We start from the raw sequence: 16,009 nt of genomic DNA on the forward strand, positions 1-16,009 counted from the left end.
TTCCTGTCTTTCCTGTTTTTCTCTCTCATTCAATTAAGCCATGACAGTTCCATTTTCTCATATCTGCCACACATTCCAAATTTTCATCTGACGCACAAGCACCACTATTTTTTATGATCCAGCAATTTCGAATGTCCGACACATAGGTTGTTTTACAAAAACGCCAGATATTTCAGTGATGCCTTCAATACCGCCTCGGAATCCATCTCTTCCGTCACATTGGCGCTCTTGACCGCCTTCACCGCCTCGGCATTCGTATATCCCAGCGCCACCAGCGCCTCCACGGCTTCCTTCGCCGCATTGCCTGAAAGCCCGTTTCCCGCAGCCGGCGAAACCGCCGCACTGCCATCTAACAGCGGTGTCAGCAGATCCTCTGCCTGTACTTTATCCTTCAAATCGAGAATGATCCGCTGTGCCGTCTTTGCCCCAACGCCCGGCGCACGGGAGATCGCCTTCGCATCCCCAGTCATAACCGCAAGACGCAGCTCCTCCGGACGCAGCGCCGACAAGATGCCAAGTGCCCCCTTCGGACCAATGCCGTTGACCCCCAGAAGCTGGCGGAACATCTCCAGATCCGAACGGCTTAAAAAGCCGTACAGGCTCATATCATCCTCCCGCACCTGCAGGTGCGTATATATCTTTACCTCTTCCCCGAGCGGCGGTAAAACTTCCAGCACCGACATCGGGACAAAAATCCCGATCCCCATCATGCCGGACTCGACCACGATACGGTCCTTTGCTTTCTCCGCCAGGATGCCTTTTACATACGAAATCACGGTAAATTCCTTTCTTTTCTCACTGGTTCAAGATCTGGTTCAAACAAAAAAAAGAACGCTTCAAAATGCCTCCAAATCTTCTTTTCAGTATACCATAGCACAGTTTTCATTGCAAGGAAAGTGCGGAATTTCGAACATATATTCTGCCCGGTTGATTGAATTTCATTTTTACACATTATCGGGAACCTATAAATGAAAAAGCTTTTCAATTGTAATATCAATGATTACAGTCAAAAAGCCTTTCCATATCTTTTATTTACTTGTTATGCTTAGATAAACTATGTAATATTTCCTGATTACACCTATATAATTCATCAAATAGCTTTCTAAATGGCTTGTATAACTCATGCCTCTCTAAATCCGGCTTATAAATACATTTCTTTTGGATTACTTGGCGCAAATCTGAAAAACCTTGGTAGAATCCGACTCCAATCGCTGCCATCAGTGCATCTCCATAAGCTGCCCCTATGTCTTCCTTTGGTGTTTCTAACGATACTCCTGCTATATCCGCCACTATCTGCATCCAAACTGCATTTTTCGTTCCTCCCCCCGCCGCTGCAATCCGGTTTACAGGCAAACCATTTTCACGGAATATATCAATATGCTGCGCAACTGAATACCCAATTCCTTCCAATGCCGAGCGATACAAATGCCTTTTTGTATGGCTCAATGAAAGTCCCACAATCATTCCTCTTGCGTCTGGATCATTCAGCGGTGTCCTTTCTCCCGCAAAGTAGGGTAACGTTATCAAACCATCTGATCCGGGTGAAATCTCAGAAATTCCTTTCATCATTTCTTCATATGCATTCACTCCAGCTGTTTTTTCCTTTTCCACACATTCAGAAAATAACAGTTCCAAATACCATTTTTGAAGTGTGCCTCCATTATTAGTTCCTGCTGCTACACTATAAGTTTCTGGAATTAAAAATGGATTTCCGCGCACTCGCTCATCCTGAATCAGCCGATCTGCACAACAATAGAAAAATAAGGACGATCCAAACTGTACCATCAGATCGCCTGGTGCAAGTACTCCTACACTGATTGCCTCAGCTGCTGAATCTCCAGTTCCAGTAATAACTGGCGTTCCTTCTTTGAGTCCTGTCTCCTTAGCTGCCTGCTTTGTTACCGTTCCACAAATATGGGTAACCGGCATTCCTTCTGCCAACTGCTCCGGCATACAAATCGGTTTACACATTTCTTTATGGATGCTCCCATCCGGATAATACAGCGGACGAAATGAAGCCATCCCCAAAAATGTATCTATTACATATTTTCCAGTTAGTTTAAATGTTAGATAAGAAGAACCTGTCAAAAACTTGTGTGTGCGTCTATATACCTCTGGTTCATGATTTTTTATCCATAAAATTTTAGCAGATACATCTCCACTGCAAATTGGACGTCCAAATAGTTTTTTTACTTTTTCTGTGCCATAATACTGTGAGAGGTACTCCATTTCTTCCACGCAACGTGCATCAATACCATATAAAATTGCTTTTCGTAAAGGATGCCCGTCCTTATCAACTGGAAGGCAATCCGCTCCCAATGTGCTTCCCCCTACACAAGCAATTTTTTCTGGTTCTACACCACTCTGCTGTAAGAGCATTTTTGACAAAATGCAAAAATCATTCCACCATACCTTATCCGCGTCCTGCTCATAATAACCAGGTTCTGGATTTTCCATTCCGTGATGAGTAACTGCCCGACTTACCACCTTTCCAGACTCATCTGTTAGAACTCCTTTACTTGAATATGTACCAACATCAATTCCTAAAAAATAATGCAACGTCTATACGCCTTCTTTCATTGTACAGCGATACGCCTTAACTACATCCATAAACTCCATGACTCTCTGTTTTTCAACAAAATTCTCAAATTTACCATCTTTCTTAAAAGCAGTCCCTACACAGGCGCCATCACATTCACTAAGTTTTTCAACCACATTTTCTTTCGTACACCCTGTATTACAGAAAACAGGAACAAATCCAGAAACTGCCTTGACCCTGCGTACCAAACTTGAATCCGTTTCCTGACCAGCACTACTTCCAGAAACACACAGACCATCTGGAAAGCAATGAAAAATCATGGATTTTGTTATTTTTTCCAGACTTCTCTCTGCTAGATATACATCCGACTCTGGATTTACCTTATATAGCAATTTCATTTTATCTAGTCCAAGTGCTTTTTTTCTACGCAAGACTTCTGGAATATTCGTATCTGTAATTCCATTTTCACCTATATAGGCACCCGTAAATGTACTTCTTACAAAATCTGCCTCGACTGCTGCTGCCAAATCGATCGTCGCCAATGGATTAGAAACAATATTGACACCAAATGGAACTTTTATCTCTTTTTTTAATTCTCCCACAATCCGTCCCATCGCTGCCACAGTTACGTAGGAAACCTTTTTTTCATACGGAAGGCTGAATTCATTGGCAATCAAAATTCCATCTACTCCTCCCTCCTGGAGCGCCTGAAGCTCTCTGGCTGCATTTTCAATTACCTCTCCCATCGTTGCATCTTTTTCATACAGAGGATCCCCCGGCAGCGCCCGCAAATGCAACAGTGCAATGATCGGCTTTTTTACATGAAATAATTCATCTGTCCACATATTCTTTTTCTCCTCTATTCCATGTACATTCTCAAATTCTGCACATTTCTTTTGTCATAACGAAATGGATCCAGGTAATACGCCGGTGCTGTCAGTTCCTGCGTAAAATATCCCTCATATCCATTTTTTACCATGTCCTCTAAATCCTTCCTTAAGTTTCTCTTCCCTTCACCCCAGATGTAATGCCCATAGGGATCACAATCCTGAAAATGTGCATGTACAATGTTTTCCTTTCCAAAAACATCAAACCACTGCTGAATCGTTTCACCAGAAACCGACATTGCTGTCAAATCAATCATAACTTTAAAGCGCGGATGATCGACTAAATCAAATAACTGTTTCATTTGCTGCAAACTATACCCAATTCTTGATTCCTGCGGCCGTAAAGACTCTGCCACAATTGTCACGCCATTTTCCTCTGCGACCTCACAAAGTCTCTGATGCATCTCAGCTGCCCGTTTCAATCCATCCTCCTCCGCTTCATCCCAGTAACCCCATCCGGAATTTGCTTCCATCTTCTCTGCCCCCAGCGCAGCCCCCAGACGTATCGCATTTGCAAAAAATCCAAATGTTTTTTCTCTCAGTTCTGGTTCTTTTACACCAAATTGATAACCAAACCGGCAATTCTGTGGTGTAAATACCGGACACTTCAAACCGTGTTCCTGTAATTTTTTACGGACTGGCTCCGGATCCTGATATTCATTTGGATCCAGCCAAAGTCCTTGATGTCCTCCCAGCAATTCTACATTTTTGATTCCCAGTTCCTGCATACAATCCAGGAAATAATCCAACGTATATTGGCAATAATGAAGATTCAATACCGAAAGTTTATCAAAATCAACTATTTTCATTTTCGCTTTCTCCTCATACAATTACTCCATTAATCCATTATAAACGGTTCCAATTCACGCATATTCTGCCGATCGGCTGCAGCCGGATCCTCCAGGTAGCGTGCATCATTCAGTGCCAGGCTTAGCAATCCTTTATATTTGTACTGATCCAGACAAATCAATTGATCCTCTAACGGTCTCAAACCGTCTCCCCATGCAAGGCATCCCTGCGGACGTCCATCCACAAAACGGATATGGTATATTTTGTCTCCAAATGCTTCAAACCAGTCTTTCATCGACTCTCCTGCCACTCCAGCACTCGTCAAATTCAGGGCAGCCTGTATCTGCGGCTCATTAACCGACTCCAAAAGTTTTTTTAATTCTGGAAGCATATTAATAACCGTTGCGTCTTCTGGCCGTACTGTTTCCACTGCAAGAACAATCCCCTCTTCCGCAGCCGTTTTTGAAAGCCGACGCAAGGTTTGAACCGCACGTTCAAAAATACGTCTCGGATCTTCATTTCTTGCACCACCGCAGCAATTGAGTACCATCACTTTCGCACCAGCTTCTGCCGCTGCACGGATTCCATTTTCAAAATATCCGATTGAATGCTTTCTTGCCGTCTCATCATGACAGCAAAGTGCATAATTATAAATCGTACACTCCGGTGAAAAAGCTCCGATTGTCAATCCATAATCCGCTGCCTTCTTTTTTAATTCAGCCGCATTCTCAAACCCATAATCATCTAGCAGGAAATGCGGTCTTGCACACCAAAACTCTATATTTTTTATTCCGAGAGCCTGCTGCGTTTTAAAGAAATAATCCAAAGTTCTGTATTTATAGTGCATATTCATTCCTGCAATCCGTTCCCGCCTTATCTTTATCATCCAGTTATTCCTCCTCTCTACACACAAAGGCACTGCAAAAACCTTCGCTCTATCAGATTTCACAGTGCCCGCTTATTTACAGATTATATTTACATCTTTTGTCTTTCCCTAAGACTCACTTTCATCCCATACTTTACCTGGATGTTTATGCCACCATTTGAATACAACCGGGACAATGCAAAGCGCTGCCAGGTAAATCAAAATTGGTGTTACAGCTGCAATCCAGTTTCCCTGAACACAGGCAACCGGAACTGCCGCTAATGCAAAAATTTCAATAATTGACTCAATCGGTGTTACAATTGCTGCATCATCCAGTGTACAGCTCTTGTTCTCCGGATCTACAATTCTTAAAAGCGCCATGCCGATTGCTGTTACACCGGTCGAGTAACCATATACATAGATGCCTCTCTCAAACCACTCCTGTTTTAAGAGTCTCGGCGCAATCACTGTAAAGTGGAATACAACCCAGACAATTCCAAATAACATCAGCAGGCCAAACGGAACTGCGTACTCAATAACAACCGGAATCTTAATTGATGCCACACCGAAAAATACAAGGAAATCAGTTGCACAGCTTCCCATACGGGAAATGATGCGGTTATCTACATATTTATCGGCTTTTATTCCTTTTAATACAAAATGAAATACAATTGCTACCAGGAAGCCGACAGAGAAGCTCGGAACGCCAAGTCCGGTTGCTCCCTGAATTACATTTGTTAAAAGATATCCAATACCGGTTGGAATCAGAATCAGAAGAAGATGCCATGCCAGCGGATCAATTGCCATCGGTGAAACGGTTTCTTCGCCTAATACCGGGCGTTTTCCTTCTTCAATGAGTCCCGTGCGCATATCGTCAGGAAGCTGGCTGAAATCTTTTACAAACTTGGTATAGTTTCTTTTCGTTCCGATTTTGATTAAAGCAATTCCACCAAAAATACCGGTTAAAATACCTACCGTTGCACTTGTCATCGCCAGATCTGTTGCATCTTCCCATCCAAGTGTGCCGAGTGTCGCGCCAAGTGCTGCTGCTGTACCATGACCTCCCTGAAAGCCTGCAGGAATCAACATTCCAAATGCCGGATTTAAATCAGGAGCAAACATTTTCAGGACTACCATTGCAAAAATAATCGGCATTGCATACTGAAACGCCCAGCCAATATTGCGGAAGCAGTAGTAGCTGCCAATCCGATCAAAATTTGTTTTCCAGCCACCAGCTGAAAAATTAAAGCCCCTCAGCCCAATTGATACAAATACTGCAATAATCAGCAGACCTGCATAAGAACCAAACTGTGAAGAAAAACTGATAATTCCAAAACCATTCTGTCCTAACGCAAGCCCGATAAATCCAGCCAGCAGACTGACCGGAACAAAAAGGCTCTGCAGAATCTTGATTTTTTCCCTCAGCATTTTCGCCACAAACAGGAAAATACCTGCCCACATGAAATCCACCAACATGGAATACGCATTAAACTCCATCTTTTGTCCTCCTCATTTCTTTTTTATGATGCTACTGCAATGCTTTTTTTGCTTTTTCCCTAACCATACTCAATTCCACTTCTGTCATATCACAGTATTCGCTGTTTTCTGTTGTCGTCCCCGCATCCTGCACATATATCAGCTTTGTATCCTTCTGTGTGATCGTATTAAACCATGTTCCCTGCAAAACATTGTAAACTTTATTTGGCTCCATCGGAATTACATCAATCTTAAATGCATCATTCTCGCGGGACGCTGTCAAAAGAACTGCTTTTCCCTGAACCAGAATAAACTGCTCATCGGTTGCGTGATGCACTTCCAGATACTGAATCTTCTCAATATCATTATTAGGCTTCCAGTTTTTAATACATACGACCCATTTTTTATTGTCATATACACACTGAATACCTTCCCCTTCATACTCAAACACATCTGCTTTCATGACATTTCCTCCTACCTTCTTTTCAAATTCTTCTCGTTCCTGCAGGTTTCAAGCGAATCATTTCATATCATGTCATTATAATACATCATATATCATTATGTTGTCAATGCTAATTTGTCATTTTACATATTTTTTTTAGGGGGTCAGCCTCTCTTCCTATCATATTTTTATTACGTTTTCTTTTTCACCACACACATCCATATCAATTTTCACAATTTTTTTCACTTGTCTGTTATCTTTTTCAGCAATTCTTTGATGCCAAACGTTCTGATTTTTTACTTACACTATGCTCACTCTAAATTAACTTGCCCGTATGGACAAAACAGCGAAGTCTGCTCCATACGGTCAGGCCTCGCTGTCTGTCTAAGAAAATATTTAATTGGAGGATCTTTAGTATTCCACTTTCCACATATAACGTCTTTCATCCATAGAATGGCCACGCACTTCCGCCATCTGGGAAACATAGTATCTCTCAATCGGAATCATAACAACCGGATTAAAGAATTCTACGACGCTCTTATCGATTTTACCGCCATTTAATTTTTCAAAATCAATTACAATATAATTTTCCGCATAAGTGCGCAGGAATTTTAAGCAGCGTTCATCCAATGCGCGGGTTCTTCCCTCACTCATCAGAAGGATCATCGGAAGCTTCTTATCCGTTGTTTCAAATGGACCATGGAAGTACTCACCCGTATGCAGGCACACAGCATGCTTCCACTGCATCTCCATGAAATGACAGCAGCACATGGAATATGCAACTCCATAGTTTGAACCAGATGCCAGCACGTAAAATACAGGTTCATCTTTATATTTTTCTGCCCAGGCTTTTGCATCCGCCAAAACATTTTTCTTGCCTTCTTCTATAATTTCATCAATGTAACGGTATGCTTCCATCGCCTTGTCATAATTCTCCCAGTTTTCAAACTGTTTTAACAGCTCAAAACCAATCCGAAGGGCGTTCGCCTGGTTAGAATCACTATATACCTGATCATCTCCATTTGAATATGTCACAATATACTGTCCAACTTTTGCCATACCTGTCTGCATATTTCCTGTCATAGCGATTGTCACTGCACCTGCAGCATTGGCTGTTTTTACTGCCTCCACGGTCTCAGGCGTTGCCTTTAATGAACAAATAACTGCGACGCATCGCTCATCCAGTTCTTTTGGTGTTGCATGAACAAATTCATTGCTGGTATATGTAGTAGCGCTAAAAGTTTTTGCCTCACTCTGAAGAAGGTACAGCCCTGGGAAAATAGCTGCCTTAGATCCGCCGCAAGCTACAAAATACACATGCTTTAATCCACCCAGTTTGTCCATCTTTTCTTTGATCTCTGCTACAATTTCTTTTACTGATTTTTCCATCTTTCTGATCTCCTTTTCTTTTTTTGTATCAATTATTTGTCAAAATGACTTTCCATGTCCAAAAGCCCCCTGAACCATACAGGTTTTCGAAGAAAACTCTGCCCCTGCTTCCAGTGCTTTCCTTATCTCTTTTTCATAAATGCTTTCTTTCATCTGTATGCCATACTTTTTCCGGCTCTCCAGAAACGAAAGCAGAAATGCCGTTGCAAATGAATCCCCTGCTCCCAGCGTATCTACTGCTTCAACCAGATGCGGCGGCTGCTCATAAAACTGCGTTCCATCAAATAGAACTGCTCCATAGCTTCCTCTTGTTGCAATTACCATTGGGCATCCAGCACGAAACATCTTCTTACAAATTTCTTCCGCATCCTCTCTTGAAACGGAACCACATGAAAGAAACGCATACGTAATATACGGAGCAACCTTTTTTACTCGTTCTTCATCGATCCACTGACCCGAAAAATCATACGATACAGAGATTCCCTGTTCTGCCAATTTAGGAAGCTGTTCATCAAAATAGCTATTATTGGTCGTGTGCACATGATCAAATGTTTTAATATACTCCAGATCTTCCACGTCCAGATTTAACGGATTTTCTTTTAATACGCCGCCTTTGTTGCTTCCGAGAAAAACACGGTCTCCGTCTACCAGCGTAACCCTCGCATAACCATTTTCTCCTTCATACTGACGGCACCGGCTGTGTTCTACCTGCAGCTCATCGAGTGTTGCTATCACATGTTCTGCAACCTCATCCCGTCCGAACACTCCCATATAAGCTGACTCTGCCCCCAGCATCCCTGCATAAACCGCAAAGTTTGCAGCCTGACCTCCCGGAAACATAAGCCTGAGATGTTCATATTTGTCGCACACATTGTCCCCAATTCCAATGACCCGCATTTTTTCATCTCCTTTGGATTGATTATATATCATTATATAATGTTATGATATCATATTATACTTATGTATGTATTTTGTCAAGTGATTTCTGCATTTTTTTACATCACTTTTTTCTAGGTACTGTTCACGCATACGTGCCCGGTAATGGAATTTCTATCATCTCCGTTTCCATGTTCCTGATAAAAAGAAAAGGCTGACTCCTGTTAGCGCAAATTTTTCTTGCTTCCTAACCTGAATCAGCCTTTTCTTTTCAATTAATTTACTCGATTCCTATTGTAGATTCACAGACATAAAATGAGCATTTTTCTCCATTAAACACCTGATGCCCTACATAAATGGGTTCCTTCTCAGCCGTATATGCCACACTTTTGATAAAAAGCATCGAAGTTCCTTTCGCCATCTGCAAAAGCTCTGCTTCCGCTGCTGTCGCCTTGCAAAGTTCAATCCATTTTTCTGAAATTGCCACTGCTGTATGAGAGTGTTCCTTCAAAAATGTAAACAATGAATTGTCATCAAATCGTTCTTCCAGAAGAAATGCATATTTAAGCGGAAAATAGTTACGCTCAATCGCCATCGGCATACCATCCGCATAGCGGACTCTGGATATATAGATAACCTGGCTGCCTTTTTCCACATTCAAAAGCCGGGCTATCTTTTCACTCGCCGGTTCCAGCCTGTTTTCAAGCATACGTCCTCCGGCCTTCATTCCCATATGAGCACACATTTCCGAAAAACTCTGCAATTTTTTCATATCCTTAGTTACTTTGCGCTGGCAGACAAATGTTCCTTTTCCCTGTTTTTTTTCTACAAGTCCTTTTTCCACCAATTCGCTGACTGCTTTTCGAACTGTAATAATACTGACTCCAAACGATTTTGCCATTTCACCTTCCGTTTGCAGCTTTTCTCCTGGTTTATATTCACCATCACTTATTTTTTGTTCAATTTTTTCTTTTAATTGGACATACAGCGGCACTGCGGCACTACTATTTAACATTTTCTTTCTCCCTGTTCCTAATAACATGAATGATATAACTCTTTATATAACAATATAAACTATATCTAAATAAAAAGCAATCCTACATTGATGCCAATGGAAAATCTACTTCCAGGACTATTCGAAAACTTGGCACCTTAAAAGAATTGCTGGTTGAACACGGTCCTACAAGAGATGACGTTATGGCTTGGGCAAAAGAACAGGCCCGGATTGAAACAGACTATGAATTTATCACAAAACGAAAAAGCACCGCCGGAAAAGCTATATAGAATAAGCCTTTCTGCGGTGTTTTTCCAAACATTACTGTCAAAGACGGGAATATACCACCCTTTTCCAATTTTGTCAACGTCACTTTTGTCATTTTGCACAATAAGCAATTTTCTTTTTTGACAAGAAAAAGCATTTTTCACAGTTCTTTTTTACGAATCTTTCCGCTTTCAGTCTTTGGAAACTCCTTTAGAAAGACAAATTCGCGTGGAATCTCATAATCTGCCAGTCTTTCTGCCAAAAATTCCCGAATTGCCATATTGATACAACCACTTTTTTCGCTGTCACTTCCGGCAATTTCTTCCCTTTCAGCTTCTTTCTCCCACACAATCCACACTTTCAGATAATCGCGCCCATGCTCATGGACTGCCTTCACTGCCGTCTCTGCCACTCCCGGAAATGTCCGCACCGCTTCTTCGACCCGGAGGGATGACACTTTTCTCCCATTTATGTTGCAGATATCATCATCCCGCCCATCAAAATAGAAGAGTCCCTCTGCATCTGTGTGACCGCAGTCCCCAATCACCGCGTCATTTCCAATTCCAAGAATTCCATACCGCGTTTTTACATGGAAATGGTCGTTTTCAATCCAGACATCCACCTCTGGAAATGCACGACCAACCAGCGTCGTATCTTCTTTCATCTCACTTCCATGGATATAGGTAATATAATTCAGCTCGCTGGCGCCATAATACAATGTAATCTCCGCTTCGGGAAATGCCTTTTTAAACTGCACTGCCTCCGCACCGCCCATACTCTGGGAGCCGCTGACAAAAGAAATAATCCGGTAATTGACCGCCTGTTCCCGCTCATAGATACGCCGCAGCGCCCGCATCTTGACAGGAATCAGATAGACGCAGGTCGCCTGTTCTGCCTCGATCATCCGCTTCCAGAGGCGCGGATCAAAGGAATCCGCCGCAACGACGCTTCCGCCGGACGCAAGCTGCGCCATATAAAGGTTCAGGTTGCCCGTAAACGCCAGGCTCCCCTGCATAAACGTAATGCTTCCCTCTCCCATTTTGAAAATTTTATTCTGAAGCTTAAAAAAATCGTGCCAGCTTTCAAAGGAGCGGAACAATACTTTCTGACGACCGGAGGTTCCCGACGTCATCACACCCATATATGCCCCTTCCGGAGGTGTCACGTCACGCAATTCATCGGAAATTTTTACATCGGACGGTGCAATCACCGGAACCGTATTTCCGTCTCCATATGCCAGAAACTGAATAAGCTGATGCGCGATCGTCGGTTCCTGGATCCAGTGGATGTGACGTTTTCCCTGTTTTTCTTCTATCTCTTTCGGATGTTTCCTTACACGTTCTGCCGCCTTGATGAGCTCCCCGAACGTATAGCGCTCTTTCTCCGTGATCAGGGCTTCCCACTCTGGCGGGTATGCCCGGAGTGCATCCAGATATGTATTTATACGTTGTGTCTGTATTTCTTTCATGATTAATTCCTGTCTTTTACTTATTTTTATATAGAACTTTTTACCAATTTGAGCTTTTAAATTTACCACATTTACTTTTTATATCATTCAAGCACTGTCTTCATCTACTTCATTACTTTCTCCACCAGAATACTGCTTCCGATCCCTCCGGCGGCTGCCACGCAGCACATTCCCAAGTGCCCATTTTTATGTTCCAGTGCTTTCATCAGATGCAGCAGAATCATTGCGCCGGAGACTCCATATGGATGCCCATAGGCAAGTGCCCCGCCCCAGATATTATAACGGTCTTCAATCCCCGGAAATGCACGTTCAAATAGAACATCAATAACGGCAAACGCTTCATTGACCTCAAAAGCATCGATCTCCTGATAAGAATGCCCCGTTTTTGCAAGTATCGCCTTAGCAGCGCTGACGGCTGATTTTGGGCTCATCATCGGATCATCCCCGATCGCTGTACCAAACCGGAAACGGCATTCTGCTTTCCGTCCCTGTTCCCGCAAAAACCGTTCCGAACAAAGTACCACAAATGCCGCGCCATCGTGCATCAGGCACGCATTTGCCGCCGTGATTTTCGTGCCATTTGGAAGCAGATACGGCAGGCGGTCGATCAGACGCTGGCTCATTGTCGGACGGATTCCCTCATCCCGGCTGCTACCGTCGATGGAAACCGTTATATCCTCCAATATTCCCTCTTTGCGCGCCTGCGCCGCCCTCTTATGGCTCCGGAGCACCCAGGTGTCCATCTCTTCCTTAGAGACATTTTCCCGGATCGCAGTCTCCTCCGCGCCCTCTAACATAACCTGCTCACCGCGCTTTCCCGGCACAAACTGTGCAACCGTATACACCTTTCCACCGTCATACTCCGGATGGTTCGGGGACATCATGCGGTACGGCTGTACCGAAGAACTCTCCATTCCCCCGGCAATGACCAGATCCGCCATCCCGCTCTCAATCTTGGCTGCTGCCGCGCTGATCGCCTCCAGCGCCGACCCGCACTGCAGATCCAAAGTAACCGCCGGAATCCGCTCTGGAAACCCTGCCGAAAGTGCCGCCAGACGCGTGATATTGCCGCCTCCCCCGACCGCATTTCCTCCTATTATATAGTCGATCGCATCGGTTGGAAGCTCAAATCGCGAAACCACCTCCCGCAGCACCTCCGCCCCCAGCTTTTCCGCCGGGATATGACGGTACATTCCATCTTTCACCCCGATGTAACTGCGCAAACCGCCCAGAATATATACGTGATTCATACTTTTCTCCTGTTTTTCTTCTATTCCTAATTAAAATTAAAGGGATGCGGCAACGGACTCCTCATACCTCCTGGCTGCATTTCTGCACTAAAAGGCTGATTCTGTTCACTACCACATCCCATCTTTATTTTCTATCTAATTTCCAAATAAGCCCGTCCGCTTCAGCGCCTTTCCAAGTGCTACCGCTGCCACACACTTAACGATGTCCAGCGGAATAAACGGAATTATCGACTGCACGATAACTGCACCCCACGGCTGTCCGGTCACGTGTTTCATCCAGCCTGCACCGAATGCGTAAATCACCGGAATACCAACTACAATCAGGAACGCTGTCTGGAATGCAACATTTTTCCATTTCCGGCAAAACAGGGAAATCAGGAACGCTACAACCAGAAATCCGATATAGTAACCGCCGCTCGGTCCAAGCAGTTTTCCCGGTCCTGCGCTTCCGCCGCTGAATACCGGCACGCCGCATAAGCCTAACAGCAGCCAGCTCGCCATAACTAAAATGGTATCCTGTGGTGCAATCAGCAGACCGATCAGGTTGACAATCATCGTCTGCGCTGTGATCTTTGCATCCGAAAACGGAAGCGGAATCGCAATATACGAAGACACACTGATAAGAGCCAGCATCATCGCCAAAAGTGTAAGCCGCTTCGCGCTCCATGCGCCGTGTACGTTCACTGCACTTGTCTCTGAACTCATTATATATACCTCCTCAGTGATAAAATTCTAAGCCGTGTAATGCATTTTCCTATGAATCACACACAGAGAATCTTTGCTAGAAAAGAGTATATCGGAATTTCAGAGGATTGTCAACCTTGTTTTTATAAATGGTTTACATATGCATCCATAGCTCCTCTGCACCCACTTTATCATCGGCATCCCTATTTTTCTGTAATCGAAAGAATTTCCTTTCCCTCTTGCTTCGTTCTCAGATACACCGCGTTTCTTCCCTCCTGCCCCGAATCCGACAGATATACCTCCTCATCAGGACGAAGTGGGGCAAGAAAACGTACTTCCAGAGCGGTCTGTCCCTTCATCCAGCCCTTCTTCCACAGACGAAGCAGGCAGGCATTCATAACAAGAAACCCCGGCAGAACTGCCGCTTCTCCCTGATGGATCGGATTGGTATCTGCCGCCTCCCGGAGATATTCTTCCATCTGGCTGCGGCTAAATGCCAGCGTATCATCATCCTCACTGCCCAGTTCCGTAATTGTTTTCATGAGCGGCATTTTCTCTTTTTCCGGGACAAGGACGCTCTGGCGCGGTTTTACCAGCAGCACTTCCATCTCCTCATTTTCCCGTTCCTTTTCCTCCTCCGCTGCCGCTATGCGGACCCGGATTGCCGAGCGGCCTTTTTTGATGATTTCCGGAGTTAATTTGGTATGGCAAAACTCATTCTCCCCCTGTTTGGGCTGCCAGTCCAGATGAAGTGTAGTTGTGCCTATCATCCAGCCCTCGTATCCTTCCAATGTGGAGAGAGCGCGCTCAAAGCAAAGAAGCTTCTTTTTCAATCTATCATTCACGGTATTTTCGACCTCTTCGTTATAAATTATAAATCTGACTCGTATGCACTTTTCGCTGCTCATTATACTAGATCTGTTCCAGAATCACAATATCCGAATCTCCCGCGTCTCCCCCTGATCCACCGGAATAAATCGGTCTTTTAAGCCCGGCGTCAGCCAGATCGTGCCGCCCTCGTCAACCAGGACTGCCTCATAGTCCTGATGCGCCGCCCAGTGTGCCGCTGCCTTTTCCCGTCCCATGACAAACAGGGCGGTCGAAAGCCCATCGCAGCGCAGTCCGCACGGTCCGATGATTGTCACAGAAATCAGCCCGCTATGCGCCGGCGCCCCAGTGGACGGATCCATGATATGCCAGTAAATTGTTCCGTCCTCATCCGTGAAATAGCGCTCATAGCCGCCGGAGGTAATGACCGCCTCATCCTGCACCCTGACTCCGCCCAGATAGCCGTCGCTCTCCGGATCCTTGATGCCGACATACCATTTCTCGCCATCCGGTTTTGTTCCGATCGTCTGGATATTGCCTCCAAGACTGAACAGTGCGCTTGTCACGCCGTCCTCCTTCATAGTCTTTACCACCTCATCTCCGGTAAATCCCTTTCCGACGCCGCCTAGATCCACCATCATTCCTGGCTCGATCGATGCCGTATCTGCTTCTAAACCGACCAGACGATAATCGACCGATTTAAGCAGGCTTTCCCGCTCGCTCTCACTGGGGACCCGGTAATTTCCCGTTGTAAATCCCCAGCTTTGCACAACCGGGTAAATTGAAATATCGAGTGCACCATCTGTTTCCGCTCCCAGCGCCAGCGCCTCCTGCATCAGATAACGCGTATCATCGGAAAGTTTCGCTGTTTTCTCCTGATTTAGATAGAAAATATCGCTGTTTTCCTGCGTTGTCGAAAACTCCCCTTCCAGCTCTTCCACCCGCCGTTTCACTTTTTCCTGCAAATTTGCACTTCCACCGTAGGCATCAAACTGCATCACAGTATCCATCGCAAACACCGTCCAGTTCTGCCCTTCTCCCGGATTCTGGTTCGAATTTGAGGGATTTTTCTCTAAATTTTCGTTTTTTTCTACTTCTGCCACATTTTCTGCCGTCTCTTCCGTAGACGCAGATAAACGAGGACGGTCATTCTGGACCGCCCCCGTTTGATCCGGCTGCGATGAAACACCGCAGCCACACAGCAGCAGGGTTAATAAAATCCACCACTTCTGTTTCAATTTTTACTCCTTTAAAT

The 16,009-nt window shown here is 44.5% G+C and carries 15 protein-coding genes; all 15 read right to left on the reverse strand.

Going from position 1 to position 16,009, the window contains the following annotated elements; genetic code table 11:
• Positions 1–152: 152 nt before the first annotated feature.
• Positions 153–776: a Holliday junction branch migration protein RuvA gene (gene ruvA, locus DWX68_RS05385; RefSeq protein ID WP_118628786.1), complete on the reverse strand. Its 624-nt coding sequence runs from the start codon at positions 774–776 to the stop codon at positions 153–155.
• Positions 777–1,032: 256 nt separating this feature from the next.
• Positions 1,033–2,559 (reverse strand): FGGY-family carbohydrate kinase, encoded by a 1,527-nt coding sequence (locus DWX68_RS05390; protein ID WP_118628787.1) that lies wholly within the window; start codon positions 2,557–2,559, stop codon positions 1,033–1,035.
• 3 nt (positions 2,560–2,562) lie between these two features.
• Positions 2,563–3,384: a BtpA/SgcQ family protein gene (locus DWX68_RS05395; RefSeq protein WP_118628788.1), complete on the reverse strand. Its 822-nt coding sequence runs from the start codon at positions 3,382–3,384 to the stop codon at positions 2,563–2,565.
• Positions 3,385–3,398: 14 nt separating this feature from the next.
• Entirely contained in the window at positions 3,399–4,235 is an 837-nt protein-coding gene (locus DWX68_RS05400) for a sugar phosphate isomerase/epimerase family protein (RefSeq protein ID WP_117794989.1), read from the reverse strand.
• A 29-nt stretch (positions 4,236–4,264) separates the two neighbouring features.
• On the reverse strand, positions 4,265–5,101 hold the full coding sequence (locus DWX68_RS05405) for a sugar phosphate isomerase/epimerase family protein (protein WP_118628789.1): 837 nt from the start codon (positions 5,099–5,101) through the stop codon (positions 4,265–4,267).
• Positions 5,102–5,209: 108 nt separating this feature from the next.
• On the reverse strand, positions 5,210–6,577 hold the full coding sequence (locus DWX68_RS05410; protein ID WP_118492035.1) for a sodium/glutamate symporter: 1,368 nt from the start codon (positions 6,575–6,577) through the stop codon (positions 5,210–5,212).
• Between the two features lie 31 nt (positions 6,578–6,608).
• Positions 6,609–7,019 carry a hypothetical protein gene (locus tag DWX68_RS05415; protein ID WP_022360184.1) on the reverse strand — a complete coding sequence of 137 codons (411 nt, stop codon included), beginning with the start codon at positions 7,017–7,019 and terminating at the stop codon, positions 6,609–6,611.
• A gap of 390 nt (positions 7,020–7,409) precedes the next feature.
• The gene (locus DWX68_RS05420) at positions 7,410–8,387 is read right to left on the reverse strand and encodes an SIS domain-containing protein (RefSeq protein ID WP_107001657.1); all 978 of its coding nucleotides are present in this window, start codon (positions 8,385–8,387) and stop codon (positions 7,410–7,412) included.
• 39 nt (positions 8,388–8,426) lie between these two features.
• Positions 8,427–9,284 (reverse strand): fructoselysine 6-kinase, encoded by an 858-nt coding sequence (locus DWX68_RS05425; RefSeq protein WP_022360186.1) that lies wholly within the window; start codon positions 9,282–9,284, stop codon positions 8,427–8,429.
• A 259-nt stretch (positions 9,285–9,543) separates the two neighbouring features.
• On the reverse strand, positions 9,544–10,305 hold the full coding sequence (locus tag DWX68_RS05430; protein ID WP_338108872.1) for a GntR family transcriptional regulator: 762 nt from the start codon (positions 10,303–10,305) through the stop codon (positions 9,544–9,546).
• Positions 10,306–10,684: 379 nt separating this feature from the next.
• Positions 10,685–11,992, reverse strand: coding sequence for an AMP-binding protein (locus DWX68_RS05435; RefSeq protein ID WP_118628790.1), 1,308 nt, complete (start codon positions 11,990–11,992; stop codon positions 10,685–10,687).
• Between the two features lie 104 nt (positions 11,993–12,096).
• Positions 12,097–13,242: an acetyl-CoA C-acyltransferase gene (locus DWX68_RS05440; protein WP_107001661.1), complete on the reverse strand. Its 1,146-nt coding sequence runs from the start codon at positions 13,240–13,242 to the stop codon at positions 12,097–12,099.
• 135 nt (positions 13,243–13,377) lie between these two features.
• Positions 13,378–13,947 (reverse strand): biotin transporter BioY, encoded by a 570-nt coding sequence (locus DWX68_RS05445; protein ID WP_022360190.1) that lies wholly within the window; start codon positions 13,945–13,947, stop codon positions 13,378–13,380.
• A 182-nt stretch (positions 13,948–14,129) separates the two neighbouring features.
• Positions 14,130–14,771, reverse strand: coding sequence for a hypothetical protein (locus DWX68_RS05450; RefSeq protein ID WP_118696022.1), 642 nt, complete (start codon positions 14,769–14,771; stop codon positions 14,130–14,132).
• Positions 14,772–14,855: 84 nt separating this feature from the next.
• Positions 14,856–15,992: an FAD:protein FMN transferase gene (locus tag DWX68_RS05455; RefSeq protein WP_243027561.1), complete on the reverse strand. Its 1,137-nt coding sequence runs from the start codon at positions 15,990–15,992 to the stop codon at positions 14,856–14,858.
• Between the last annotated feature and the right edge of the window lie 17 nt (positions 15,993–16,009).

Source organism: Clostridium sp. AF20-7 (genome assembly GCF_003479275.1).
GTDB classification, from domain to species: Bacteria; Bacillota; Clostridia; order Lachnospirales; family Lachnospiraceae; genus Otoolea; species Otoolea fessa.